Genomic DNA, 26,477 nt, shown 5'->3' with positions numbered 1-26,477 from the left:
CGCGCCCGCGACAGATCGGTTTAAGTCCAATTATTCTTTGATGGTGACGACGATGCCGGCACCGACGGTGCGGCCGCCTTCACGGATGGCGAAGCGCAGCTTCTCTTCCATGGCGATCGGCACGATCAGCTCGACGTCGACCGTGATGTTGTCGCCAGGCATCACCATCTCGGTGCCCGCCGGCAGCGTCACGATGCCGGTCACGTCGGTGGTGCGGAAGTAGAACTGCGGACGGTAGTTGGTGAAGAACGGCGTGTGGCGGCCGCCTTCGTCCTTGGTCAGGATGTAGGCTTCGGCCACGAACTTCTTGTGCGGCTTCACCGAGCCCGGCTTGGCCAGGACCTGGCCGCGCTCGACGCCTTCACGGTCGACGCCGCGCAGCAGCGCGCCGATGTTGTCGCCGGCCTGGCCCTGGTCGAGCAGCTTGCGGAACATCTCGACGCCCGTGCAGGTCGTCTTGGTCGTCGGACGGATGCCGACGATCTCGAGTTCCTCGCCGACCTTGACCACGCCGCGCTCGACGCGGCCGGTCACGACCGTGCCGCGGCCCGAGATCGAGAACACGTCTTCGATCGGCATCAGGAACGGCTTGTCCAGCGGACGAACCGGCGTCGGGATGTAGGCGTCGACCTGCGCCATCAGCTCGCGGATCGCGTCCTCGCCGATGGTCTTGTTCGAATCCTCAAGTGCGGCCAGCGCCGAACCCTTGACGATCGGAATGTCGTCGCCGGGGAACTCGTTCTTGGTCAAGAGCTCGCGAACCTCGAGCTCGACCAGCTCGAGCAGCTCGGCGTCGTCGACCTGGTCGACCTTGTTCAGGAACACCACGATCGACGGCACGCCGACCTGGCGGGCGAGCAGGATGTGCTCGCGGGTCTGCGGCATCGGGCCGTCGGCGGCCGAAACCACCAGGATCGCGCCGTCCATCTGCGCGGCGCCGGTGATCATGTTCTTCACATAGTCGGCGTGGCCGGGGCAGTCGACGTGGGCATAGTGACGGTTGGCCGTCTCGTACTCGACGTGCGCCGTCGAAATGGTGATGCCGCGCGCCTTCTCTTCCGGCGCTGCGTCGATCTGGTCATAGCGCTTGTATTCGCCAAAATACTTCGTGATCGCCGCCGTCAGCGACGTCTTGCCATGATCGACGTGGCCGATCGTGCCAATGTTCACATGCGGCTTGGTGCGCTCGAATTTACCTTTTGCCATGTGATGTCTCCATTCCTGCTTGCCCGTGCGGGGCTTGAATTAAGGTCTCGTGCAACCCGCTCGAGTTACGCGTATTTCTTCTGGACTTCCTGGGCGACCGCGGTCGGAACCGGCTCGTAGTGGTCGAACTGCATCGTGTACTGGGCGCGGCCCTGCGACATCGAACGCAGATTGTCGACGTACTTGAACATGTTGGCGAGCGGCACCATCGCGTTGATGACGACGGCCACGCCGCGCGCTTCCTGGCCCTGGATCTGGCCACGGCGGCCGTTGAGGTCGCCGATGACGCTGCCGACGTAGTCTTCCGGCGTCACGACCTCGACCTTCATGATCGGCTCGAGCAACTGCACGCCGAGCTTCGGCGCGGCTTCACGGAAGCAAGCGCGGCCGGCGATTTCGAATGCGAGCACCGAGGAGTCGACGTCGTGGAAGGCGCCGTCAATGAGCGTCGCCTTGACGCCGATCATCGGGAAGCCGGCGAACGGACCGGACGACAGCACGCTGTTGATGCCCTTCTCGACGCCGGGGACGTATTCCTTCGGCACCGCGCCGCCGACGATCTTCGACTCGAACTTGAAGTCGCCGCCTTCGGCATCCGGCTCGAACAGGATCTTGACGCGGGCGAACTGACCGGTACCGCCGGTCTGCTTCTTGTGCGTGTAGTCCTGCTCATGCGAGCGGGTGATCGTCTCGCGATAGGCAACCTGCGGCGCGCCGATATTGGCCTCGACCTTGAACTCGCGACGCATGCGGTCGACGATGATGTCGAGGTGCAGCTCGCCCATGCCGGCGATGATGGTCTGGCCGCTTTCCTCGTCGGTCTTGACGCGGAAGGACGGATCCTCGGCAGCCAGGCGATGCAGGGCGAGGCCCATCTTCTCCTGGTCGTTCTTGGTCTTCGGCTCGATGGCGATCTGGATGACCGGATCGGGGAATTCCATGCGCTCGAGGATGACCGGGTGCAGCGGATCGCAGAGCGTATCGCCGGTGGTCGTATCCTTGAGGCCGGCCAGGGCGACGATGTCGCCGGCGTAAGCCTCTTCGATGTCGGCGCGCGAGTTCGCATGCATCTGCAGCATGCGGCCGATGCGCTCCTTCTTGCCCTTCACGGTGTTGTCGAGCGAGACGCCCTTGGAGAGCTTGCCCGAATAGATGCGCGCGAAGGTGAGCGAGCCGACGAACGGGTCGTTCATGATCTTGAAGGCCAGCATCGACAGCGGCTCGTTGTCGTCCGCATGACGCTCGATCTCGGCGTCGGTCTTGGCATCGACGCCCTTGATGGCCGGAACGTCCGCCGGCGACGGCAGGTATTCGACGACGGCGTCGAGCAGCGGCTGCACGCCCTTGTTCTTGAAGGCCGAGCCGCAGAACATCGGGAAGAACTTGACCGCGATGGTGCCCTTGCGGATCAGCGCGCGGATCTCGTCGTTCGACGGCATCTTGCCTTCGAGGTAGTTCTCGAGCGCCGTCTCGTCCATCTCGACGGCGGCTTCGATCATCTTCTCGCGGTATTCCTCGGCGCGGGCTTTGAGGTCGGCCGGGATCTCGACGACGTCCCAGGCGGCACCCAGGGTCTCGTCGCGCCAGACCAGCGCGTTCATCTCGACGAGGTCGACGATGCCCTTGAACTCGGTCTCGGCGCCGATCGGCAGCTGCATGACGACGGCCTGGGCGCCGAGGCGCGAGCCGATCATCTCGACCGAGCGGTAGAAGTCGGCGCCGATCTTGTCCATCTTGTTGCAGAAGATCATGCGCGGCACGTGGTACTTGTCGGCCTGGCGCCAGACGGTTTCCGTCTGCGGCTCGACACCGGCATTGGCGTCGAGCAGCGCGATCGCGCCGTCGAGCACGCGCAGCGAACGCTCGACCTCGATGGTGAAGTCGACGTGTCCGGGGGTGTCGATGATGTTGAAGCGGCGCATCTTGCCGTCACGGCCCTTCCAGAAGGTCGTGGTCGCGGCGGACGTGATGGTGATGCCGCGCTCCTGCTCCTGCTCCATCCAGTCCATGGTGGCGGCGCCGTCGTGGACTTCACCGATCTTGTGCGACTTGCCCGTGTAGTACAGGACGCGCTCGGTCGTCGTCGTCTTGCCGGCGTCGATATGCGCCATGATACCGAAATTGCGGTAGTCTTCGATTTTGTATTCGCGGGCCATGGTAGGTGCCTCTCAGTCTCGTTCGCGCTTTACCAGCGGTAGTGCGCGAAGGCGCGGTTGGCTTCTGCCATCTTGTGGGTGTCTTCACGCTTCTTGACGGCCGTGCCGCGGTTGTTGGCCGCGTCCATCAGCTCGCCCGAGAGGCGGTCGATCATGGTGGTCTCGTTGCGGTTGCGGGCAGCCGCGATCAGCCAGCGGATCGCCAGCGCCTGGCGGCGCTCGGGACGCACGTCGACCGGAACCTGGTAGGTGGCGCCGCCGACGCGGCGCGAGCGCACTTCCACATGCGGCGCGACATTGTCGAGCGCCTGATGGAAGACGGTGACCGGCTCCTGCTTGGTCTTGGACTGGACCTGGTCCAGCGCGCCGTAGACGATGGTCTCGGCAACCGACTTCTTGCCGTCATACATGACGGCGTTCATGAACTTGGTGACGATCAGGTCGCCGAACTTGGGGTCCGGATTGATCTCACGCTTTTCTGCACTGTGACGACGGGACATGGCTTTTGTCTCTCAATCTCTCATAGCCCGGCGCAGTCAAAAAAAGCGCCGAAGCCGGAAAACCTTACTTCGGGCGCTTGGCACCGTATTTCGAACGGCGCTGCTTGCGGTTCTTCACACCCTGCGTGTCGAGCACGCCGCGGATGATGTGGTAGCGGACACCCGGAAGGTCCTTGACGCGGCCGCCGCGGATCATGACCACGGAGTGTTCCTGCAGGTTGTGGCCTTCGCCCGGGATGTAGCCGATCACTTCGAAACCATTGGTCAGGCGGATCTTGGCCACCTTGCGCAGCGCCGAGTTCGGCTTCTTCGGCGTCGTCGTGTAGACGCGCGTGCAGACGCCCCGCTTCTGCGGGTTCTGCTGCATGGCCGGGACCTTGTTTCGCTTCACCGGCGCCAGGCGCGGCTTGCGGATCAGCTGGTTGACGGTAGGCATTAAACCCTCTTGTCTCTCAATTCCGTGTCTTGCCCGGTCAGGGCCGCTCAAAGCGTCGTTTCCATACGCAAATTCGGGCAACACACCGCGCCTCGCGGTCCTGCCCGAACAAATTGCAGAGGAAGCGGAAACCGCTTCATGCGCGCCGGAAATGTCTTTTCGCTCGTAAAACGAACCCTGTTTGAGGCAAACTCCAAGGCGTGTCGCCTCGAAAAGGAAAGCCTCACATCGGTTCTGACTGGGCGGCTTCTACTCGCAACCCTTCGAACCGTCAACCCCGCGCTGGCAAATATTGCGTGCAGACCGGGGCTTGGCAGCCATGCGAAAAACGCATGTAATTTTCTTGCGTCTTTTTGCAAGGGCGAGGAAGAAAGTGACCGGCTTTTGACTGTCGTCCGGCCATGCTTCATGCCAAAAGGCGGCTTGAGCAGCAGAAATGCCCTCGCCCGCCCGTTGCCAAGAGGAATCAGCACGTGAACGACAATGAGGAGCGCCCGGTCACCATCATCACCGGCCGTGTCTGGAAGAAGAAAGGCGGTAAGCCGGAAGGCGTCCACGTGATGCTGGTGGCGCCCGACGACGATTCGGCGGCGCGCAAGGCGCTCGATTCGCTAGCCGCGGAAGGCTATGCCGAGGCCGAGCTCGACCAGATCGGCGACATGGACGGCGCGCCCGACGACGAACCGCATTTGTCGGCCTACCAGGGCGCGCTCGAAGGCGAAGTGTCCATCATCACCTTCGACGAGCCGATCTGAATTTGCATCGAGCCCGCAGCGGCTGATGACGCCGGCTTGCCCGGCATCGCTTCCCTGCTTAGAAACACACCATCCTTCCAATACCTGGAGTTCCCATGCCCTCGAACAAAGGTCCCATCAAGCTCGGCATCGTCGGCGTGGGAAAGATCGTCCGCGACCAGCATCTTCCGGCTCTGGGGAAGGATGGGGATTACCAGCTCATCGCCGCCGCCAGCCGGCACGGCAAGGTCGACGGCATCCCGAATTTCCCGACCATCGAGGCAATGCTCGATGCGGTGCCGGAACTCGAGGCCGTCTCGCTCTGCATGCCGCCGCAGTTCCGCTATGATGCCGCGCGCGCCGCGCTGGAAGCAAAGAAGCATGTCTTCCTTGAGAAGCCGCCAGGCGCCACGGTCAGCGAGGTCGAGGACCTGAAGCGGATTGCCGCCAAGCATGGCGTCTGCCTGTTCGCCAGCTGGCATTCGCGCTATGCGCCAGCCGTCGAGGCCGCGCGCGCCTTCCTGGCTTCTGCCAAGATCAGTTCCGCCGCCATCATCTGGAAGGAAGACGTTCGCCGCTGGCATCCGAACCAGGAGTGGATCTGGGCGCCGGGCGGCTTTGGCGTCTTCGACCCGGGCATCAACGCGCTGTCGATCGCCACCCACATCCTGCCGGCGATGTTCATCACTTCGGCGGTTCTCGATTTTCCGGAGAATCGCGCATCCCCGGTGGCGGCGCATGTCGCCTTCCGCACCTCGAACGGTGTGCCGGTGACGATGGAGCTCGACTGGCTGCAGACGGGCCCGCAGAGCTGGGACATTCTGGCCGAGACGGACAAGGGCAAGATGGTGCTTTCGGGTGGCGGCGCCAAGCTCGCCATCGACGGCAGCATCGTCCATGACGAGCCGGAAGCAGAATACCCTATGCTCTACCAGCGCTTCGCCGAGATCGTCCGCGCCGGCGTCTCCGACGTCGACCTGGCGCCGCTACAGCACGTCGCCGACGCCTTCATGCTCGGCAAGCGCAATGTGGTCGAGGCGTTTTTCGACTGATTTGTGCATGCGAAGGGATCGCGGACCTGGCTGGAATGCCCGCTCGTGCCAGGTCGACCCCCACTCCTTCTCGTCTACGCCGAGCCACCTCTCCCCCGATCGACGGGGTAGAGGAAGGGAGCGAACCTATTGCCGCCGACGCTCGTCCAACGCGCCTCCGGAGGGGGGAAAGGTGGCGCTGCGAAGCAGCGACGGATTGGGGGAAGCCGGTCGTCAAACGAACAGCCGAAGACAAAGTGAGCACGACCGAGTTGGTCTGATATCATCGTCATTCACGATGTGATGTCACTTGACGATCGCTATGGCAAACCCGTCATAGCCCTTGGCGCCGACGGTCTGGATGGCGGTGCCGTCGAGCCGCTTGTCGCCGCCGATGAAGGAAAACGCGGCGCGTGCGCCTTCGACGTTGGCGTCGCCGCTCTTTTCATGCACCACGGCGCCATCGCGGATGACGTTGTCGCAGACGATGACGGTCCCCGGGCGCGACAGCCGCATCGCCCAGTCGAGATAATTCGGGTTGTTCGGCTTGTCGGCGTCGATGAAGATCAGGTCGAACGGGCCGGCATTCTCGCCGCCCAGCGCGGCGAGCGACTGAAGTGCCGGACCGACGTGCAGATCGATCGTGTCGGAAACCCCTGCCCGCTCGAAATTCGCGCGCGCAACCTTGGCGTGGTGTGGATCGAGCTCAAGCGTCACGATCCTGCCGTCGGCAGGCAGTCCGCGCGCCATCCAGATCGTCGAATAGCCGCCAAGCGTGCCGATTTCGAGCACCTTGCTTGCGCCGCGGATGCGCACCAGCAGCGACAACAGCTTGCCCTGCGCGGCCGAAACATCGATCGCCGGCAGGTCCTGGTCGCGATTGACGGCCAGCACCGCGTCAAGCACGGGATCTGCCTCGAAGAGCGAGGCAACTATGTAGTCGTCGACGGCCGTCCAGGTCTTCTTGCTCATGATATTTCCTCGTGGAGCCAAAATGCGAAAAGGGGCCACTTGGGGCCCCTTTCCTTCTTCTCGTCCGTGCCGCGCTTACTGCGCGGCGGTGACCATGTCGGTCAGCATCGGCTCAGCGACCTCGACGCCCGAGGCCTTGCGGCGCTCGTCGATGATCAGCTCGTCGCGCGAGGTGGCGATGCGCCGGATCTGGCTCATCGTGCCACCGGTGCCTGCCGGGATCAGCCGGCCGACGATGACGTTTTCCTTCAGGCCCTGCAGCATGTCGGTCTTGCCGGCAACGGCTGCTTCGGTGAGCACCCTGGTCGTCTCCTGGAAGGAGGCGGCAGAGATGAAGGACGGCGTCTGCAGCGAGGCCTTGGTGATGCCGAGCAGCACCGGCTGGCCTTCGGCCGGCTTCTTGCCGTCCTCGATCAGCCGCTCGTTGACCTCTTCCAGCTCGATCACGTCGACGTGGTCGCCCGGAATGTAGGTCGAGTCGCCCTGCGTGGTGATCTCGACCTTCTGCAGCATCTGGCGAACGATCACCTCGATGTGCTTGTCGTTGATCGACACGCCCTGCAGGCGGTAGACCTCCTGGATCTCGTTGACGAGGTAGGACGCAAGCGCCTCCACGCCCTTGATCGCCAGGATATCGTGCGGCGCCGGGTTGCCGTCGAGGATGTAGTCGCCCTTCTCGATGACGTCGCCGTCCTGGAGATGGAACGGCTTGCCCTTCGGGATCAGGTATTCGACCGGCTCAAGCGTCGAGTCATGCGGCTCGATGATGATGCGGCGCTTGTTCTTGTAGTCGCGGCCGAAGCGGACCGTGCCATCGATCTCGGCGATGATGGCGTGATCCTTCGGACGACGTGCCTCGAACAGTTCGGCAACACGCGGCAGACCGCCGGTGATGTCCTTTGTCTTGGCGCTTTCCATCGGAATACGCGCCAGCACGTCGCCGGGACGTACATGCGCGCCCGGCTCGACCGAGAGGATGGCCTCGACCGAGAGCAGGAAGCGGGCATCGCCGCCCTTCGACAGCTTGCCGACCTTGCCCTTGGCGTCATGCACGACGATCGCGGGCTTCAGGTCGTTGCCGCGCGGCGTCGAACGCCAGTCGATGACCTCGCGCTTGGTGATGCCGGTCGATTCGTCGGCCGTTTCCTGGACGGAAATGCCGTCGACCAGATCCTCGAACTGCACCTTGCCCTCGATTTCGGTGAGGATCGGGCGGGTGTAAGGATCCCACTCGGCGATGCGCTGGCCGCGCTTCACCTTGTCGCCATCGTCCACGAAGATGCGCGAACCATAGGTGACGCGGTGCGTGGCGCGTTCCTTGCCGGTCTCGTCGAGGATCAGCACCGCCATGTTGCGGCCCATGACCATCTGCTGACCGTCGGAGTTGCGCACCACGTTGCGGTTGCGGATCTCGACCTTGCCCTCATACGAGGCTTCGAGGAACGAAGAGTCCACCACCTGCGCCGTGCCGCCCATGTGGAAGGTACGCATGGTGAGCTGCGTGCCCGGCTCGCCGATCGACTGCGCCGCGATGACGCCGACGGCCTCGCCCTGGTTGACAGGGGTACCGCGGGCGAGGTCGCGTCCGTAGCAGACCGCGCAGACGCCGGTCCTGACCTCGCAGGTCAGCGCCGAGCGGATGCGCACCGACTGCACGCCGGCCTTCTCGATCTGCTCGACGTCGCGTTCGTCCATCAGCTTGCCGGCCTTGACCAGCACTTCGCCGGAGACCGGATGGTTGATGTCGTCGAGCGCCGTGCGGCCGAGTACCCGCTGACCGATCGAAGCGACGATCTGGCCGGCATCGACGATCGGCTGCATGGTGAGGCCCTTGTCGGTGCCGCAGTCGAGCGAGTTGACGATGCAGTCCTGCGCCACGTCGACGAGACGACGGGTGAGGTAACCCGAGTTCGCCGTCTTCAAAGCGGTGTCGGCCAGACCCTTACGGGCGCCGTGGGTCGAGTTGAAGTACTCGAGCACGGTGAGGCCTTCCTTGAAGTTCGAGATGATCGGCGTCTCGATGATTTCACCCGACGGCTTGGCCATCAGGCCGCGCATGCCGGCGAGCTGGCGCATCTGGGTGGGCGAACCGCGCGCACCCGAATGCGACATCATGTAGATCGAGTTCATCGGCTTCTGACGGCCATTGTCCTCGAACTCGACGGCCTTGATGCGGGCCATCATCTCGTCGGCGACCTTTTCCGAGCACTTGGCCCAGGCGTCGACGACCTTGTTGTACTTCTCGCCCTGGGTGATCAGGCCGTCATTGTACTGCTGCTCATATTCCTTGGCCAAAGCTTCGGTCTCGGACACCAGCTTGATCTTGGTATCCGGGATCAGCATGTCGTCCTTGCCGAACGAGATGCCGGCGCGGCAGGCATGCGCGAAGCCGAGCGCCATGATGCGATCGCAGAAAATGACCGTCTCCTTCTGACCGCAATGGCGGTAGACGGTGTCGATCATCTTGGAGATGTTCTTCTTGGTCATCTCCTGGTTGGCGGTCTCGTAAGGCACGTTGACGTTCTTCGGCAGCAGCTCGCCGATGATCATGCGGCCGGGCGTGGTGTCGTAGATCTTCGACACGACGTTGCCTGCGGCATCGACCGAGCGGAAGCGGCCCTTGATCTTGGCGTGCAGCGTCACCGCCTTGGTCTCCAGCGCGTGCTGGAGCTCGCCCATGTCGGCGAACACCATGCCCTCGCCCGGCTCGTTCTGGTTGACGATCGAGAGATAGTAGAGACCGAGAACCATGTCCTGCGACGGCACGATGATCGGCGCGCCGGAAGCCGGATGCAGGATGTTGTTGGTCGACATCATCAGCACGCGAGCCTCGAGCTGCGCTTCCAGCGACAGCGGCACGTGAACGGCCATCTGGTCGCCGTCGAAGTCGGCGTTGAAGGCCGTGCAGACCAGCGGATGCAGCTGAATCGCCTTGCCCTCGATCAGGATCGGCTCGAACGCCTGGATGCCGAGGCGGTGCAGCGTCGGCGCGCGGTTCAGGAGCACCGGATGCTCGCGGATGACCTCGTCCAGGATATCCCAGACTTCCGGACGCTCCTTCTCGACCAGCTTCTTGGCCTGCTTGACGGTCGAGGAGAAACCCTTGGCGTCGAGGCGGGCGTAGATGAAGGGCTTGAACAGTTCGAGCGCCATCTTCTTCGGCAGGCCGCACTGATGCAGCTTGAGCTCCGGGCCGGTCACGATGACCGAGCGGCCGGAATAGTCGACGCGCTTGCCGAGCAGGTTCTGGCGGAACCGGCCCTGCTTGCCCTTCAGCATGTCGGACAGCGACTTCAGCGGACGCTTGTTGGCGCCGGTGATGACACGGCCGCGGCGGCCGTTGTCGAACAGGGCGTCGACCGCTTCCTGCAGCATGCGCTTTTCATTGCGCACGATGATGCCGGGCGCGCGCAGCTCGATCAGCCGCTTGAGGCGGTTGTTGCGGTTGATGACGCGACGATAGAGATCGTTCAGGTCGGACGTCGCGAAACGTCCACCATCCAGGGGAACCAGCGGGCGCAGGTCCGGCGGGATCACCGGAACCACCTTCATGATCATCCATTCCGGACGGTTGCCGGACTCCATGAAGTTCTCGACGACCTTGAGACGCTTCAGGTACTTCTTCTGCTTGAGCTCGGACGTGGTCGAAGCCAGTTCCGAACGCAGGTCGCCGGCGATCTTCTCCAGGTCCATGCCGGCCAGCAGGTCGTGGATGGCCTCGGCGCCGATCATGGCGGTGAACGAATCCTCGCCATACTCGTCGACGGCGATCATGTACTCTTCCTCGCTGAGCAGCTGGTGCTCCTTCAGCGCGGTGAGGCCGGGCTCGGTGACGATGTAGTTCTCGAAGTAGAGGACGCGCTCGATGTCCTTCAGCGTCATGTCGAGCAGCGTGCCGATGCGCGAAGGCAGCGACTTCAGGAACCAGATATGGGCGACGGGCGCGGCGAGCTCGATATGGCCCATGCGCTCGCGCCGCACGCGCGACAGCGTGACTTCGACGCCGCACTTCTCGCAGATGACGCCCTTGTACTTCATGCGCTTGTACTTGCCGCACAGGCACTCATAGTCCTTGATCGGACCGAAAATGCGCGCGCAGAACAGGCCGTCACGCTCCGGCTTGAAAGTGCGGTAGTTGATGGTCTCCGGCTTCTTGATCTCGCCGAACGACCAGGACAGAATCTTCTCAGGGCTGGCGAGCGATATCCGGATGGAATCGAACACCTGCGCCGGCGCCTGCGGGTTGAAGAGATTCATGACCTCTTGGTTCATGCCGTTCTCCTTTTCGGGGTCCTCGAAAACCCCTTGCATCTAACGCGGGCCGAATGCCCGCAGACTGGTCGGCCCACCGGCCGAGGAATTTGATCGGCGCGCCGCGGCCTTGCGCGGCGCGCCATTTGCCTTACTCGGCGGCGTCGGGCAGCTGCACCGGCGCATCGTCGAACTTGGTGTTCTCCAGTTCGACATTGAGGCCGAGCGAGCGCATCTCCTTGACGAGAACGTTGAAGCTCTCGGGGATGCCTGCCTCGAACGTGTCGTCGCCTCTGACGATCGCTTCATAGACCTTGGTGCGTCCGGCGACGTCGTCCGACTTCACCGTCAGCATCTCCTGCAGCGTGTAGGCGGCGCCATAGGCTTCCAGCGCCCAGACCTCCATTTCGCCGAAGCGCTGGCCGCCGAACTGCGCCTTGCCGCCCAGCGGCTGCTGGGTGACCAGCGAGTACGGACCGATCGAACGCGCGTGGATCTTGTCGTCCACCAGGTGGTGAAGCTTGAGCATGTAGATGTAGCCCATCGTCACCTTGCGATCGAACGGCTCGCCGGTGCGGCCGTCATAGAGCTGCGACTGACCGCTGGTGTGCAGGCCAGCCTGCTCCAGCATGGTGTTGATGTCGGCTTCGTGCGCGCCGTCGAACACCGGGGTCGCGATGGAGACGCCGCGGCGCATCTGCTCGCTCAAGCGAATGATGCTCTCGTCGTCATACTCGCGGATCGGCTCGTTGCGGTCGTTGGAAGGCATGAAGCTTTCCAGCGTCTTGCGCAGTGGCTTGATGTCGCCGCCAGCCTTGTAGGCGTCGATCAGCTCGCCGATCTTCCTGCCCATGCCGGCGCAGGCCCAGCCCAGATGCGTCTCCAGGATCTGGCCGACATTCATACGGCTCGGCACACCCAGCGGGTTGAGCACGATATCGGCATGCGTGCCGTCCTCGAGGAAAGGCATGTCCTCGACCGGAACGATGCGCGACACGACACCCTTGTTGCCGTGACGGCCGGCCATCTTGTCGCCCGGCTGCATCTTGCGCTTCACCGCCACGAAGACCTTGACCATCTTCATGACGCCCGGAGGCATCTCGTCGCCGCGCTGCACCTTCTCGACCTTGTCCATGAAGCGCTGCTCGAGCGCCTTCTTGGAGTCGTCGTACTGGCCGCGGAGCGCTTCCAGTTCGCTCTGGAGCTTCTCGTTCTCCACCGCGAACTGCCACCACTGCGAGCGCGGATATTCGTCCAGCGTGTCCTTCGACAGCTTCGAGCCCTTCTTGAAGCCCTTCGGTCCGGCAATCGCATCCTTGCCGACGAGCATGTCGGACAGGCGCGAATAGACGTTGCGGTCCAGGATCGCCTGCTCGTCGTCGCGGTCCTTGGCCAGGCGCTCGATCTCCTCGCGCTCGATCGCCATGGCGCGCTCGTCCTTCTCCACGCCGTGGCGGTTGAAGACGCGCACTTCGACGACCGTGCCGAAGGTTCCCGGAGGCATGCGCATCGAGGTGTCGCGCACGTCGGAAGCCTTTTCACCGAAGATGGCGCGCAAGAGCTTCTCTTCCGGCGTCATCGGGCTTTCGCCCTTCGGCGTGATCTTGCCGACCAGGATGTCGCCCGGCTGCACTTCCGCGCCGATGTAGACGATGCCAGCTTCGTCGAGGTTCTTCAGCGCTTCTTCCGAGACGTTCGGAATGTCGCGCGTGATTTCCTCCGGCCCGAGCTTGGTGTCGCGCGCCATGACCTCGAACTCCTCGATGTGGATCGAGGTGAAGACGTCGTCGGCGACGATGCGTTCGGACAAGAGGATCGAGTCCTCGTAGTTGTAGCCGTTCCACGGCATGAACGCGACCAGCACGTTGCGGCCGAGCGCCAGATCGCCGAGCTCGGTCGACGGACCGTCGGCAATGATGTCGCCCTTGTTGACGCGGTCGCCCATGCGCACCAGCGGACGCTGGTTGATGCAGGTGTTCTGGTTCGAACGCTGGAACTTCATCAGCCGGTAGATGTCGACGCCGGACTTGCCGGGATCGAGATCTTCCGTGGCGCGGATGACGATACGCGTCGCGTCCACCTGGTCAACGATGCCGCCGCGGCGGGCGCCGATGGCGGCGCCCGAGTCACGAGCGACGATCGGCTCCATGCCGGTGCCGACGAACGGCGCCTCGGCGCGCACCAGCGGCACGGCCTGACGCTGCATGTTCGAGCCCATCAGCGCGCGGTTGGCGTCGTCGTTCTCAAGGAACGGGATGAGGGCTGCCGCCACCGAAACCATCTGCTTCGGCGACACGTCCATCAGGTCGACGTTCTCGCGCGGCGCCATCATCACTTCGCCGGCGTTGCGGCAGATGACGAATTCGTCGACGAAGCCGCCATGCTTGTCGAGCTCGGCATTGGCCTGCGCGACATGGTGCTTGGCCTCTTCCATGGCCGACAGGTAGACAACCTCGTTGGTCAGCTTGCCGCTGACGATCTTGCGGTACGGGCTCTCGATGAAGCCATACTTGTTGACGCGCGCGAAGGTCGCCAGCGAGTTGATCAGACCGATATTCGGGCCTTCCGGCGTCTCGATCGGGCAGATGCGGCCGTAATGCGTCGGATGCACGTCGCGCACCTCAAAGCCAGCGCGCTCGCGGGTCAGACCGCCCGGTCCAAGCGCCGAAAGGCGGCGCTTGTGGGTGATCTCCGACAGCGGGTTGGTCTGGTCCATGAACTGCGACAGCTGCGAGGAACCGAAGAACTCGCGCACGGCGGCGGCCGCCGGCTTGGCGTTGATCAGGTCCTGCGGCATCACAGTGTCGATCTCGATCGAGGACATACGCTCCTTGATCGCGCGCTCCATGCGCAGCAGGCCGACGCGGTACTGGTTTTCCATCAGCTCGCCGACCGAGCGCACGCGGCGGTTGCCGAGATTGTCGATGTCGTCGATCTCGCCCTTGCCGTCGCGCAGTTCGACCAGCGTCTTGACCACGGCCAGAATGTCTTCCTTGCGCAGCACGCGCACGGTGTCCTCGGCCTTGAGCTCGAGGCGCATGTTCATCTTGACGCGGCCGACGGCCGACAGGTCATAGCGCTCGCTGTCGAAGAACAGCGAGTTGAACATGGCTTCGGCGGTCTCGAGCGTTGGCGGCTCGCCCGGGCGCATGACGCGGTAGATGTCGAACAGCGCGTCCTGGCGGCTCTCGTTCTTGTCGACGGCGAGCGTGTTGCGGATGTAGGCGCCGACATTGACGTGGTCGATGTCGAGGATCTGGATCTCGCCCTCGCCGGTGCCGAGCAGCACCTTCAGCGTCTTGTCGTCGATCTCGTCGCCGGCCTCGAGGAAGATCTCGCCGGTGGCGTAGTTGACGATGTCCTCGGCGAGGTAGTTGCCGAGCAGGTCCTCGTCGGTCGCCTTGATCGCCTTCAGGCCCTTTTCGCCGAGCTGGCGGGCCTGGCGCGCGGTGATCTTCTTGCCTTGCTCGACGACGATCTCGCCGGTGTCCGCATCGACGAGGTCGCCGACGGCCTTGAGGCCGCGGAAGCGCTCGACGTTGAAGGGAATGCGCCAGTGGTCGCCGGCACGCTTGTAGGTGATCTTGTTGTAGAAGGTCGACAGGATCTCCTCGCCGTCCATGCCGAGCGCCATCAACAGCGACGTCACCGGAATCTTGCGGCGGCGGTCGATGCGGGCGTGCACGACGTCCTTGCTATCGAACTCGATGTCGAGCCACGAGCCGCGATAGGGAATGACGCGCGCGGCAAACAGCAGCTTGCCCGACGAGTGCGACTTGCCCTTGTCATGGTCAAAGAAGACGCCCGGCGAGCGGTGCATCTGCGAGACGATGACGCGCTCGGTGCCGTTGACGATGAAGGTGCCGTTGGACGTCATGAGCGGCATGTCGCCCATGTAGACGTCCTGCTCCTTGATGTCCTTGATCGACTTCGCGCCGGTATCCTCGTCGATATCGAACACGATGAGGCGCAGCGTCACCTTCAGCGGCGCGGCATAGGTCAGGTCGCGCTGACGGCATTCGTCAACGTCGAATTTCGGTCCTTCGAACTCGTACTTCACGAACTCCAGCATCGAGGAGCCGGAAAAATCGGAGATCGGGAAGACCGACTTGAAAACGGCCTGCAGCCCTTCATCGGGACGGCCGCCCTTGGGCTCGTCCACCATCAGGAACTGGTCGTAGGATGCCTTCTGAACCTCGATCAGGTTCGGCATCTCCGCAACTTCCGGGATCTTTCCGAAGAACTTGCGTACGCGTCTGCGGCCATTGAAAGTCTGGGTCTGGGCCATCGTCGCTCCTTAGCTCGATTCTCGGGGCGAACCTCGCCGCGGCTCGCCTTGCATTCCGGGCCGCCTCGGCGGCAGCCCCTGATCTGTTTTCCCGCCGCCCGTCGGCGGCCGGTTAAAACGGGAGAAAACCCGTTTCCTGAAGGCCGGTCCGCGGCCCTCAGGAAAGAGGTTTCCGTACGTCTCGCGCTCTTGGGCTCCCTTGACGTCAAGGGAGTGGCGGGCGGCGCGAGGCCGCCCGCCTCAGCCAAAGCTTACTTCAGCTCGACCTTGGCGCCGGCTGCTTCCAGCTGCGCCTTGAACTTGTCGGCGTCGGCCTTGGAAACGCCTTCCTTGACCGGCTTCGGAGCCGCTTCGACCAGGTCCTTGGCTTCCTTGAGGCCAAGGCCGGTGATGGCGCGGACTTCCTTGATGACGTTGATCTTCTGGGCGCCAGCGTCGGCGAGAACGACGTCGAATTCCGTCTTCTCTTCGGCCGGAGCAGCGGCAGCGGCACCAGCGCCGCCAGCAGCGGCAACCGCCACCGGAGCAGCAGCCGAAACGCCCCACTTCTCTTCCAGGAGCTTCGACAGCTCAGCCGCCTCGAGGACGGTCAGCTTCGAAAGGTCGTCTACGATCTTTGCGAGATCAGCCATTTGCATATTCCTTCGTAAGGTTCGAACGTGTGTTTGTGATAGCGAGGAACGGCCTCATGCCGCCTCGTCCTTCCGGGCGTAAGCGCCGATGACGCGCGCGACCGAAGCCGCGGGTGCATTGACGATCTGGGCGATCCGGGTTGCCGGCGTGGCGATCATGCCAACCAGCCTGGCGCGCAGCTCGTCGAGCGACGGAAGTGTGGCGAGTGCCTTCACACCGTCGGCGTTGAGCGAGGTGGTGCCCATTGCGCCGCCGAGAATGACGAGCTTGTCATTTCCCTTGGCGAAATCGGACGCGACCTTCGGCGCCGCAATCGGATCCTCCGAATAAGCGACCAGCGTCTGTCCCTTGAACAGGTCGATGATCGATGCGGAGTCCGTGCCCTGAAGAGCGATTTTGGCGAGACGGTTCTTCGCGACTTTGACGGTGCCACCGGCGGCGCGCATCTTCGACCGAAGGTCGTTCATTTGCGCGACGGTGATACCGGCGTAGTGGGCCACGACGACTGAACCAGCGTTCGAAAACGCATCATTCAGGCCCGTGACGAGTTCGCGTTTTTCCGCTCTGTCCACTGCCTATCTCCAGTTGACCCCTGCCCATCAATGGGAACATTCCCATTTAGAGGACAGGCGTCGGGTTGCCTTTTGCCGGCCGGGCCATCCAGTAACGGATCTCCCGAACGACGCTCGAGGATCCTGCCCCCTTTCGCCACACCAACCGGCAAGCCGAATGGTGCGCAGACAAAAGGCAAACACGGTTCGAACCTTTCATTGGAGCTTCTCGCTCCTTTGTCCGGTCGTCACCCGTCTCATGCAGGCCCACATGAATTAAGGCTGTTGGGCCGCCTGCAATCTCGGACAGGATGTCCGGAAGCCTTTCGGCCTCCGGGGTACCGGGCCGCCGACAGATCGGAGGCCCGGAATTCTTTGCGGATCGGCCTGTTAGCGGCCGATCGGAACAGTTCGTATCAGGACGCGGCGAGCGTCGCGATGTCGAGCTTGAGGCCGGGGCCCATCGTCGAGGTGACCGACACCTTCTTGACGTAGTTGCCCTTGGCGCCGGACGGCTTGGCCTTGTTCACCGCATCGGCGAAGGCGCGCACATTCTCTTCCAGCGCCTTGACGTCGAACGAGACCTTGCCGACGCCGGCCTGGACGATACCGGCCTTCTCGACGCGGAACTCGACGGCGCCGCCCTTCGAAGCCTTGACGGCGGCGGCGACATCGGTGGTCACGGTGCCGACCTTCGGGTTCGGCATCATGCCGCGCGGGCCGAGCACCTTACCGAGACGGCCGACCAGCGGCATCATGTCCGGGGTGGCGATGCAGCGATCGAAATCGATCGTGCCCTTCTGGACGATGTCGACCAGATCCTCGGCGCCAACGATGTCGGCGCCGGCGGCCTTGGCTTCCTCGGCCTTGTCGCCGCGCGCGAACACGGCCACGCGCACCGAGCGGCCGGTGCCGTTCGGCAGGTTGACCACGCCGCGGACCATCTGGTCGGCATGGCGCGGGTCGACGCCGAGATTCATCGCGACTTCGATGGTCTCGTCGAACTTCACCGTGGACCGCTCCTTGAGCAGCTTCAGCGCCTCAGAGAGCGCGTAGGACTTGTTCGGATCGATGCCTTCGCGGGTCTTGGCGATACGCTTTGCAATCTTTGCCATGATCTCAGCCCACCACTTCCAGGCCCATCGAGCGGGCGGAGCCCTCGACCATGCGCATGGCCGCTTCGACGTCGTTTGCGTTCAGGTCCTTCATCTTCTGCTCGGCGATCGCGCGCACCTTGTCGCGGCTGATCGTGCCGGCCTTGACCTTGCCCGGCTCCTTCGAGCCCGACTTCAGGTTGGCGGCCTTCTTCAGGAAGTAGCTCACCGGCGGCGTCTTCATGACGAAGGTGAACGACTTGTCCTGGTAGTAGGTGATGACGACCGGGATGGGCGAGCCCTTCTCCAGCTCCTGGGTCTGCGCGTTGAACGCCTTGCAGAACTCCATGATGTTGATGCCGCGCTGACCAAGCGCCGGGCCGATCGGGGGCGACGGCGTAGCCGAGCCCGCGGCAACCTGGAGCTTGAGCTGGCCTGCAACTTTCTTAGCCATCTCTATTCCTGCCTTTTCTCATGCCGGCCCACAGTCTGGGAAGCACCGGCGGTTGCAGTCTGGTGGTGCGGTTCCCGCGGCCGGCTTAGCCGCGTTCGCCTCCCACCCGTTCATGGCCGCGCGATCTTCGCGCCGCCCTCCCTGAGCCGTGGCGGCGCAGGGCATCCCGACGCCTTTCGGCGCGGGTATTCGGATCAGCCCTTTTCGACCTGTCCGAATTCCAGATCGACCGGCACGGCGCGCCCGAAGATCGAAACTTCCACCTTGAGCCGCGCCCGCTCCTCGTCCACTTCCTGGACGAAACCGTTGAACGAGGCGAACGGACCGTCCGAGACGCGGATCGCCTCGCCGATCTCGAAAGTGACCGACGGCTTCGGCCGCTCAACGCCTTCCTGCACCTGGTTCAGGATGCGCTGCGCCTCGGTCTCGGTGATCGGCACGGGCTTGGAGTCGCCCAGGAAGCCGGTCACCTTCGGCGTGTTCTTGACCAGCGAGAACACTGCGTCGGTCAGGTTGGCCTTGAGCAGCACATAGCCCGGGAAGAACTTGCGCTCGGCATCGACCTTGCGGCCGCGGCGTATCTCCACGACCTTCTCGGTCGGCACGACGATCTGCTCGATGTCAGCGGACAGGCCCTTCTGCTTGGCCTTGTTCTCGATGTCCTCGGCGACCTTCTTCTCAAAGTTCGAATAGGCGTGGACGATGTACCACCGCGCAGTCATTTCACGACTTCTCCGTAATCGCCGGACTTAGCGTCCCAGCCCCAGAATCCACTCGATCGCGTAGCCCATGGCTATGTCGGCGGTGAAGAAAAAGATCATCGCGATGACCGCGAACACCAGGACCATCACCGTCGATATCATCGTTTCGCGTCGCGACGGCCAGGTCACCTTGGCGGTCTCCGCGCGAACCTGCTGGAGAAAGGTGAAAGGGTTTGTGGTTTTCGAAGCCATATGCCGCTCTGTCTTCAAGACCCGTTGGCCGGGTCTCCTGGATGATCCCGCAGGCCGGGACATGCCGCTCGGACTTCATGTCGGCGCCGAATCAGCGCATCCATTTCGCCCATGCAAATCGGACGCGTAAAGCCGGCTTCCCAGCTCCACGCGTCGCGTGTCTGTTCCGTCTACATAAAACCGATTCTTGATCCACGCAAGTGGCAAGTGTCCGCTTTATGGCCAAACGCCGCATCGGAACCATCCAGTCGTTCCGTCCCGGCTATGAGCGCCTTATGCCCCAGTTCCCGACAAATGGCAAGCCACCCACGGGTTTTCAAGGACCTGGCGGCCTTCGAAGACATGGAAACCGGCCATTTCGGGAAAATGGCACGGGCAGCAGGGCTCGAACCTACGACCTGCGGTTTTGGAGACCGCCGCTCTACCAACTGAGCTATGCCCGTACACGCGCGTTTCGGCGCAGGCGCTTCCTAAAAGCTTCCGAGCGCTCTGTAAAGAGCGGTCTTAGCCGCTTTCATATCCTTTGCCAGAAATCCGGATAGGTGATCACCAGCCCCTCCCCATCGATGTCGATTTCACGCCTGAAGCCGCTGGCAAGCGGCTCGTACAGATAGCGCCTGCCCTCATCGAGGCATGTGTAGCGCTGCGGGCTTTTGACGATGGTCAATTCCGGCAATTCGATGAAGGCCGCAACAATCTCGGCGCTTTCGCCAGGCTTCAGCCGCAGCCGCCGGATCGGCAGCGTATTGGTGAAGGGCGTGACGGTGAGATCGGGATCCAGCGCGCCGGTCAGGTCCGGGACCGGAACACCGTCCTTCGACCAGTTGCCCACGCCGTCCGTCTCGAGCAGGAAACGCCCGCCGCCGACGAGGCCGACCTCGACCTCCCTGGTGCGCCAGTCTGGTCGGCACGCAATCCGGTAATGAACGGCGAACGGCGCGTGGTCGGCCGAGACAGCCACGGACTCGGCCGATATGCCGCCGGAATCCTGCCGCAGCACCAGATGTTCGATGCCAGGCCCTTGCCACTGCCGCCATCGAACGATCGGGCTCCGAGCCCGGTCCGTCACGGTTACGATTTCCCGGCTGGCGGCTTGTACGGTCCGCCCGGCACGCCCCAGCCCCAGGCCGGCATCGGTTCTATCTCGGGGTCGCAGGTCTCGCCGAGATTGGAATTCATCTTGGCCAGCCGCGATCCCCATTCGACATAGCCCATGAAGGCGGAGCGGAATTCGGGATCGTCGGGCAGGCCGACCTCGTCGGCGGCATCGGCAAGAAGATTGATCCAGCGCCGCCGCTGCTCCTCGCTCAGATGCTTGCCCAGATGATGCATCACCATCTCGCGATGGCCGCCGTACTTCTCGCTGTAGGTCTTCGGCCCGCCGAAGACTTCGCCGATGAAGGCCGCGACATGGGCGGGATGATCCGGCGACATATGCCTGAACACCGGGCCGACGATCGGATCGCGCGCCACCTTGTCGTAGAAGGTCCGCGTCAAGCGGTTCAGCGCCTCGGCGCCGCCGGCCCACTCGAACAGTGTCGGGGTATCCTCGTTCATCATCGATCCTCGCCTGTCGATTGCCACGCACGATAGCGGAAAGATCGAAGGCGGCTCAACCTGCCTCGATGGCCAGTTGATGGCTACAATTTGGCTGGCGCGTCTGCCTGGGCATTGGGCGACGGCGCCACGCGGCAGTTCTCGGGCTTCGGCGTCGCGGCGCAGATGGTGGCGCCGGTCAGCGCGTCGACCGATTGCGGCCCCGTCGTCACGCCGAACCTCAGCATGGTCGCCGGTTCGAGCCGACGCTCGGTTGCAAACAGCTGAATGGCGTTGAACAGCCCTCGGCCGATGGCCATGTCGTCCAGATAGGCCTTGACCTCTTTCTCCATCCCCAGCGAATGCACGCTGAGCCGTGCCCGCGGACCGACAAGCCGGCGGACACCGCCGGCAAGCAGGATCGCACAGGCTGAATCGCACACGCCTTCGGCATCGACGGTGAGCCCGGCGCGAGCCTCGCTATCGGCCGCGCAATCAAGCGCCGTCAAATCGCAGCCGACGAAATCGGTCCGCGCAATGGCGACGTCGAGCTTGTGCTCGCGGATCAGCCGGCCGGTCGCGAGCGCTCCCTGAACGTCGCCGCCCGGCGAGCTTATCACCAGGGGCAGCCTGCGCCCGCCGATGCCATCGAGCATGTCACGCAGCCGCTCCGGCGTGTAAGCGGTGATCGTGCCTTCGGCCGAGATCCACTCCGGGCAATCTGGATTGCAGAGCGGATTGCTGCCGCGAACCACGACGAAGCGCATGTCCTCGTCGCGCTTGACGATCTCCGGCCTGGCCGTCGTGGCAGGTGCCGGCTCGGCCGCGGCGGCCACGGTGGCGGCCGGCGCCGCATCCTTGTTTCCTGGTATCTCACGGCAATTTGCCGGGGCCGGCCTCGCCTTGCAGATGGCGGCGGCGGCGAGGAGGTCGACCGAATCCATGCTGGTGACGAGGTTCATCCGCAGCATGTTTTCGAGGACCAGCTGATGGATATCGCTGGCCGGCGTGTTCTTCATCGTCGTGAGCACGCCCTCGCCGACGCCCATCTCGCGGAAATAGGCGACCAGCCTCTTTTCCACCGCCTTGCTCATCTCGTAGGTTTTGTAGCTGCCGGCATTCTTGCGGCTGACGACCTTCGTGCTGATGACCTTCTTCTTGCCGTTCACCACCTTGTATGTGGTCCGGTAGAGCAGTTTCGTCTTTGTGTAGGTCGTGGTGATCTGGTGCACGCCGAGATACGCCCATTCGCCGACCACGCGGCGCACGCCGCCGGCAAACATCAGCGGACAGGCGGAATTGCAGATGGCGCCGCTGGCATAGGGTTCGCCGAAATAGTCGGCGCCCCTGCCCTTGTTGCCGGCGCAATCCCTGTCGTCCGGCATGCAGCCGTCGAACCAGGTCTTGCCGACCGCGATGTCCAGCCCGCTTTTGCGGATCAGCCGGCCGAGCGTCAGCGCCGCGTCGACATTGCCGCCGGGCGAATCCACCACGATCGGCAGCTTTCGCCCGCCAAGCCGCTTGAGCATGCGCTTGAGCAGCGCCGGCGTGCCGGCTTCGATCGTGCCTTCCGCCGAAATCCACTCGGGACAGTTTGGTTCGCACCCCACGGAGTTGCTGCGCACGACAACGAAGCGCATCGGCGGACCGCGATCGGACTCGGACTTTTTAGCGCCGGCGGCGAGGCTGGCATTGCCCAAGACAAGCAGCAGCACCAGGCAGACCAGCCCCAGTGACCACCATGCCTGTCCCGATAAACGACGCCCTACAACCACGTCCAGCCAGCCCCTTGATGCAACCTATACTAGTTGCGGCGCCGAAGCTTGCAACAGGCTTGAGGTCGCTCGGTAAACAATAGCAGCTCGCACAGGCGTAAAACGAAAAAGGGCGGCCCGAAGACCGCCCTTTCCTGTTCGAACCGGCGAATGCCGGATCGATTATTCTTTGATGGTGACGACGATGCCGGCACCGACGGTGCGGCCGCCTTCACGGATGGCGAAGCGCAGCTTCTCTTCCATGGCGATCGGCACGATCAGCTCGACGTCGACCGTGATGTTGTCGCCAGGCATCACCATCTCGGTGCCCGCCGGCAGCGTCACGATGCCGGTCACGTCGGTGGTGCGGAAGTAGAACTGCGGACGGTAGTTGGTGAAGAACGGCGTGTGGCGGCCGCCCTCGTCCTTGGTCAGGATGTAGGCTTCGGCCACGAACTTCTTGTGCGGCTTCACCGAGCCCGGCTTGGCCAGGACCTGGCCGCGCTCGACGCCTTCACGGTCGACGCCGCGCAGCAGCGCGCCGATGTTGTCGCCGGCCTGGCCCTGGTCGAGCAGCTTGCGGAACATCTCGACGCCCGTGCAGGTCGTCTTGGTCGTCGGACGGATGCCGACGATCTCGAGTTCCTCGCCGACCTTGACCACGCCGCGCTCGACGCGGCCGGTCACGACCGTGCCGCGGCCCGAGATCGAGAACACGTCTTCGATCGGCATCAGGAACGGCTTGTCCAGCGGACGAACCGGCGTCGGGATGTAGGCGTCGACCTGCGCCATCAGCTCGCGGATCGCGTCCTCGCCGATGGTCTTGTTCGAATCCTCAAGTGCGGCCAGCGCCGAACCCTTGACGATCGGAATGTCGTCGCCGGGGAACTCGTTCTTGGTCAAGAGCTCGCGAACCTCGAGCTCGACCAGCTCGAGCAGCTCGGCGTCGTCGACCTGGTCGACCTTGTTCAGGAACACCACGATCGACGGCACGCCGACCTGGCGGGCGAGCAGGATGTGCTCGCGGGTCTGCGGCATCGGGCCGTCGGCGGCCGAAACCACCAGGATCGCGCCGTCCATCTGCGCGGCGCCGGTGATCATGTTCTTCACATAGTCGGCGTGGCCGGGGCAGTCGACGTGGGCATAGTGACGGTTGGCCGTCTCGTACTCGACGTGCGCCGTCGAAATGGTGATGCCGCGCGCCTTCTCTTCCGGCGCTGCGTCGATCTGGTCATAGCGCTTGTATTCGCCAAAATACTTCGTGATCGCCGCCGTCAGCGACGTCTTGCCATGATCGACGTGGCCGATCGTGCCAATGTTCACATGCGGCTTGGTGCGCTCGAATTTACCTTTTGCCATAGTCTCTTTCCTTGGACGGCCTGGACTTTCAGTTCAATCGAATGCGGGGCGATTAGCGACAACGGCTGAAAAACACAAGTGCCTTGTGGCTGAGCGCGCCGGCTCGGTCAGAACCCATGATCCGATTTCAGGGGGGATGTGGCCTGGATATAGGGAGGTGCGGCGGAAAATGAAATGGGCGAAAGCCGGCTCGGCGGCTGGCCCATTGCCGCCGCGGCATCGCTCTGATCTCTTCGCTCGATGCAGTTCATCCCGACAAACATCCGCGGTCCGCTGTTCATGGTCGTCTCGACCGGGTCCTACCTGGTCAACGATACCATGATGAAACTCGCCACCGTCGGCCTGCCGCCCTACGAGGTTCTGTTCCTGCGCGGCATCGCCGCCGCGCTCTGGGGGCTTCCGCTGCTTGTCCTGCTCGGCTACGCCAGGCAGATCCCTTTGATCTTCGAAAGAAAGGTCCTGCGCCGCAACCTGCTCGAGCTGGCGGCGATCCTCTGCTACGTCGTGGCGCTCGCCAACATGCAGATCGCCGACTCGACGGCGCTCGGGCAGATCACCCCGCTGCTGATGCTGGTCGGCTCCGCGATACTTTTCGGCGAACGGATCGGCGGAGCGCGCGTGGCGCTGATTGGCGTCGGCTTCATCGGCGCCGTCATGGTGGCGCAGCCGACGATGCAAGGGATTTCGGTCTATGCCTTGCTGGCGCTCGGCAATGCGGTCCTGTCGGCCGCCCGCGACCTCGCCGGGCGCAAGGTCGGCGCTGACGTTCCAGGCATGATCGTCGCCATTTCCGCCGTCGTGGTCGTGCTGGCCGGCTCAGGCATCGCGCATCTCGTTTCCGAGCCCTGGGTGATGCCGGAACCCCGTCACCTCATGCTGATCGCAGGCGCCGGCCTGTTCCTGATCTTCGGCCATTTCTTCATCTTCATGGCCTATCGCGTCGGGCCGACGAGCGCGGTGGCGCCGTTCTACTATTGCTTCACCGTCTGGGCGGTCATCTCCGGCCTGCTGGTGTTCGGCCAGCTTCCGAACGCGCTTGCCGTCTGCGGCATCCTGCTGGTGGTGGCCAGCGGCCTTGCCATCGTCTCGCTCGATGAAAGGAAGCGGCGGCTGATGGTGGTTGCCTAGGCCAAGCAGCCAAGCGTTTGACTTCGAGGATTTGCTGCGCGGCACTTCCGCGTGACTTTTTATGCGGGCTGGAAATCTGGAGCGGGTAGCGGGAATCGAACCCGCATATTCAGCTTGGAAGGCTGCTGCTCTACCACTGAGCTATACCCGCGCCTTTCAATGCAGTATCGGATTCACCCGAAAAGCGCCATGCACTTTTCGGTCCGATGCTTTGCGTTTCAGGGCTTCCGGGCCGGCAGTGGTGGAGAGGGTTGGATTCGAACCAACGTAGGCTAAGCCAACGGATTTACAGTCCGTCCCCTTTAACCACTCGGGCACCTCTCCAGTCTGCCGCCGGAGCCATGCAACGAGGCATTCACGCCGATCCGGAGCCCGAGTAGAAGTCTTCTCCGAAATCAGCGAAGCGCCTTATGGCGGCAAGGTTGGTGGGTGTCAACCGCAACCTCCCGGCAAAATGCGCTGAATTTGACAGCATCCCCGACAAGCCGGTTTTCTGCCAGTATCAATGGCCCGACGACACGGCTATAGAAGCCCGCCATGAGCAAAGACAACAAGCCCGGCACTCCGAAAGACACCCATTACGCCAAGCTGCGCCGCGCACATCGCGACCAGAAGGCCGGCGGCGCGCCCGCATTCCGGCCGCGCCAGCCGGTGCCGCCGGGCGAATCCCCGGCCGACGGCCTGGTGCGGCTCTATGGCCTGCACACCGTGCGGGCGGCGCTCGATAATCCCCGGCGCAAGATCAGAAACATGCTGGTGACGCGCAACGCCGCCGAGCGGCTGGCGATCGCCGACCTTGGCGCCCTGTCCTTCAAGGCCGAACTGGTCGAGCCGAAGGACATCGACAGGATCACCGGATCGGATGCCGTGCATCAGGGCGTGCTGATCGAGGCGGAGCCGCTGAAGGCCAAGCGCCTCGATGCGCTCGGCGACACAAGGCTTGTGCTGGTCCTCGACCAGGTCACCGACCCGCACAATGTCGGCGCGATCCTGCGCTCAGCCGTCGCCTTCGGCGCCGGCGCGCTGATCACCACGGCCCGCCACAGCCCGCAGGAGTCCGGCGTGCTGGCGAAATCGGCGTCAGGGGCGCTGGAACATATCGACCAGATCGAGGTCAAGAACCTCGCCGACGCGCTCGGCCAGTTGCACGAAGCCGGCTTCCAGACCATCGGCCTCGATTCGGACGGTCCGGCGGAGTTGGAGAAGACATTCGCCGGCGACAAGATCGCGCTGGTGCTGGGCGCCGAGGGCAAGGGCCTGCGCCAGAAGACGCGCGAGACGGTGACCGCGCTCGCCCGCCTCGACATGCCCGGCGCCATCCGCTCGCTCAACGTGTCGAATGCCGCGGCGGTGAGCCTCTATGCGGCGAGGAAATTCCTAGGGCAGTGAGGCAGTACGGCAATGAAGCAGTAGGAAATAGTGGAGCCGCCACCGTCCCCTA

Annotated in this window: 21 protein-coding genes and 3 tRNA genes; 4 read left to right on the top strand and 20 right to left on the bottom strand. The window is 63.6% G+C overall.

Translation table 11 applies throughout. From position 1 onward, the window contains the following. Positions 1 to 30: 30 nt before the first annotated feature. The 4 genes from tuf (JG743_RS16750) to rpsL form a co-directional block, all read right to left on the bottom strand. Positions 31 to 1,206 (bottom strand): elongation factor Tu, encoded by a 1,176-nt coding sequence (gene tuf, locus JG743_RS16750; protein WP_095805843.1) that lies wholly within the window; start codon positions 1,204 to 1,206, stop codon positions 31 to 33. A gap of 65 nt (positions 1,207 to 1,271) precedes the next feature. Then, complete coding sequence (gene fusA, locus JG743_RS16745) at positions 1,272 to 3,362, bottom strand: elongation factor G (RefSeq protein ID WP_202291711.1); 2,091 nt, start codon at positions 3,360 to 3,362, stop codon at positions 1,272 to 1,274. A gap of 29 nt (positions 3,363 to 3,391) precedes the next feature. Then, positions 3,392 to 3,862, bottom strand: coding sequence for a 30S ribosomal protein S7 (gene rpsG / locus JG743_RS16740; RefSeq protein ID WP_006202127.1), 471 nt, complete (start codon positions 3,860 to 3,862; stop codon positions 3,392 to 3,394). 64 nt (positions 3,863 to 3,926) lie between these two features. Next, entirely contained in the window at positions 3,927 to 4,298 is a 372-nt protein-coding gene (rpsL, locus tag JG743_RS16735; RefSeq protein ID WP_006202128.1) for a 30S ribosomal protein S12, read from the bottom strand. Positions 4,299 to 4,771: 473 nt separating this feature from the next. On the opposite strand from rpsL, the gene JG743_RS16730 reads away from it, so the two are divergent. Beyond that, positions 4,772 to 5,053 (top strand): transcriptional regulator, encoded by a 282-nt coding sequence (locus tag JG743_RS16730; protein ID WP_202291708.1) that lies wholly within the window; start codon positions 4,772 to 4,774, stop codon positions 5,051 to 5,053. Positions 5,054 to 5,148: 95 nt separating this feature from the next. Beyond that, a complete protein-coding gene (locus JG743_RS16725) occupies positions 5,149 to 6,084 on the top strand; it encodes a Gfo/Idh/MocA family protein (RefSeq protein ID WP_202291706.1) in 936 nt (311 codons plus the stop codon). Positions 6,085 to 6,369: 285 nt separating this feature from the next. On the opposite strand, the gene JG743_RS16720 is transcribed toward JG743_RS16725, so the two are convergent. The 14 genes from JG743_RS16720 to tuf (JG743_RS16655) form a co-directional block, all read right to left on the bottom strand. Further along, on the bottom strand, positions 6,370 to 7,035 hold the full coding sequence (locus JG743_RS16720) for an O-methyltransferase (protein ID WP_202291703.1): 666 nt from the start codon (positions 7,033 to 7,035) through the stop codon (positions 6,370 to 6,372). Between the two features lie 75 nt (positions 7,036 to 7,110). Next, positions 7,111 to 11,307, bottom strand: a complete 4,197-nt coding sequence (gene rpoC / locus JG743_RS16715; protein ID WP_202291700.1) for a DNA-directed RNA polymerase subunit beta' — start codon at positions 11,305 to 11,307, stop codon at positions 7,111 to 7,113. A 130-nt stretch (positions 11,308 to 11,437) separates the two neighbouring features. Then, positions 11,438 to 15,574 (bottom strand): DNA-directed RNA polymerase subunit beta, encoded by a 4,137-nt coding sequence (gene rpoB / locus JG743_RS16710; RefSeq protein ID WP_202291697.1) that lies wholly within the window; start codon positions 15,572 to 15,574, stop codon positions 11,438 to 11,440. A 251-nt stretch (positions 15,575 to 15,825) separates the two neighbouring features. Beyond that, on the bottom strand, positions 15,826 to 16,206 hold the full coding sequence (rplL, locus tag JG743_RS16705) for a 50S ribosomal protein L7/L12 (protein WP_059189560.1): 381 nt from the start codon (positions 16,204 to 16,206) through the stop codon (positions 15,826 to 15,828). Positions 16,207 to 16,260: 54 nt separating this feature from the next. After that, positions 16,261 to 16,779 carry a 50S ribosomal protein L10 gene (gene rplJ / locus JG743_RS16700; RefSeq protein WP_140515456.1) on the bottom strand — a complete coding sequence of 173 codons (519 nt, stop codon included), beginning with the start codon at positions 16,777 to 16,779 and terminating at the stop codon, positions 16,261 to 16,263. A gap of 395 nt (positions 16,780 to 17,174) precedes the next feature. Next, a complete protein-coding gene (gene rplA / locus JG743_RS16695; RefSeq protein WP_202291694.1) occupies positions 17,175 to 17,873 on the bottom strand; it encodes a 50S ribosomal protein L1 in 699 nt (232 codons plus the stop codon). A 4-nt stretch (positions 17,874 to 17,877) separates the two neighbouring features. Continuing rightward, positions 17,878 to 18,306 (bottom strand): 50S ribosomal protein L11, encoded by a 429-nt coding sequence (rplK, locus tag JG743_RS16690; protein WP_095765524.1) that lies wholly within the window; start codon positions 18,304 to 18,306, stop codon positions 17,878 to 17,880. A 194-nt stretch (positions 18,307 to 18,500) separates the two neighbouring features. Continuing rightward, complete coding sequence (nusG, locus tag JG743_RS16685; RefSeq protein WP_006202141.1) at positions 18,501 to 19,028, bottom strand: transcription termination/antitermination protein NusG; 528 nt, start codon at positions 19,026 to 19,028, stop codon at positions 18,501 to 18,503. Between the two features lie 27 nt (positions 19,029 to 19,055). Continuing rightward, on the bottom strand, positions 19,056 to 19,259 hold the full coding sequence (secE, locus tag JG743_RS16680) for a preprotein translocase subunit SecE (RefSeq protein ID WP_126054422.1): 204 nt from the start codon (positions 19,257 to 19,259) through the stop codon (positions 19,056 to 19,058). Between the two features lie 367 nt (positions 19,260 to 19,626). Further along, positions 19,627 to 19,702 (bottom strand) — tRNA-Trp (locus JG743_RS16675). A gap of 71 nt (positions 19,703 to 19,773) precedes the next feature. Then, a complete protein-coding gene (locus JG743_RS16670; protein WP_202291692.1) occupies positions 19,774 to 20,328 on the bottom strand; it encodes a putative glycolipid-binding domain-containing protein in 555 nt (184 codons plus the stop codon). Positions 20,329 to 20,330: 2 nt separating this feature from the next. Continuing rightward, positions 20,331 to 20,816: a group II truncated hemoglobin gene (locus JG743_RS16665; protein ID WP_202291689.1), complete on the bottom strand. Its 486-nt coding sequence runs from the start codon at positions 20,814 to 20,816 to the stop codon at positions 20,331 to 20,333. Positions 20,817 to 20,899: 83 nt separating this feature from the next. Next, a complete protein-coding gene (locus JG743_RS16660; protein ID WP_202291686.1) occupies positions 20,900 to 22,570 on the bottom strand; it encodes a COG3904 family protein in 1,671 nt (556 codons plus the stop codon). Between the two features lie 162 nt (positions 22,571 to 22,732). After that, the gene (gene tuf / locus JG743_RS16655) at positions 22,733 to 23,908 is read right to left on the bottom strand and encodes an elongation factor Tu (RefSeq protein ID WP_095805843.1); all 1,176 of its coding nucleotides are present in this window, start codon (positions 23,906 to 23,908) and stop codon (positions 22,733 to 22,735) included. 240 nt (positions 23,909 to 24,148) lie between these two features. Here tuf (JG743_RS16655) and JG743_RS16650 point away from each other — a divergent pair, with 240 nt between their 5' ends. Further along, positions 24,149 to 25,036 carry a DMT family transporter gene (locus tag JG743_RS16650; RefSeq protein ID WP_202291685.1) on the top strand — a complete coding sequence of 296 codons (888 nt, stop codon included), beginning with the start codon at positions 24,149 to 24,151 and terminating at the stop codon, positions 25,034 to 25,036. A 77-nt stretch (positions 25,037 to 25,113) separates the two neighbouring features. Here JG743_RS16650 and JG743_RS16645 read toward each other — a convergent pair. Both JG743_RS16645 and JG743_RS16640 read right to left on the bottom strand, forming a co-directional pair. After that, a tRNA-Gly gene (locus tag JG743_RS16645) sits at positions 25,114 to 25,187 on the bottom strand. A gap of 88 nt (positions 25,188 to 25,275) precedes the next feature. Continuing rightward, a tRNA-Tyr gene (locus tag JG743_RS16640) sits at positions 25,276 to 25,360 on the bottom strand. Positions 25,361 to 25,573: 213 nt separating this feature from the next. Between JG743_RS16640 and JG743_RS16635 the strand changes: the two genes are divergently transcribed. Next, the gene (locus tag JG743_RS16635) at positions 25,574 to 26,425 is read left to right on the top strand and encodes a TrmH family RNA methyltransferase (RefSeq protein WP_202291683.1); all 852 of its coding nucleotides are present in this window, start codon (positions 25,574 to 25,576) and stop codon (positions 26,423 to 26,425) included. Positions 26,426 to 26,477: the final 52 nt, after the last annotated feature.

It is taken from the genome of Mesorhizobium sp. 131-2-1 (assembly GCF_016756535.1).
Taxonomy (GTDB): Bacteria; Pseudomonadota; Alphaproteobacteria; order Rhizobiales; family Rhizobiaceae; genus Mesorhizobium.
This window is presented reverse-complemented; position numbering and strand designations above follow the sequence as displayed.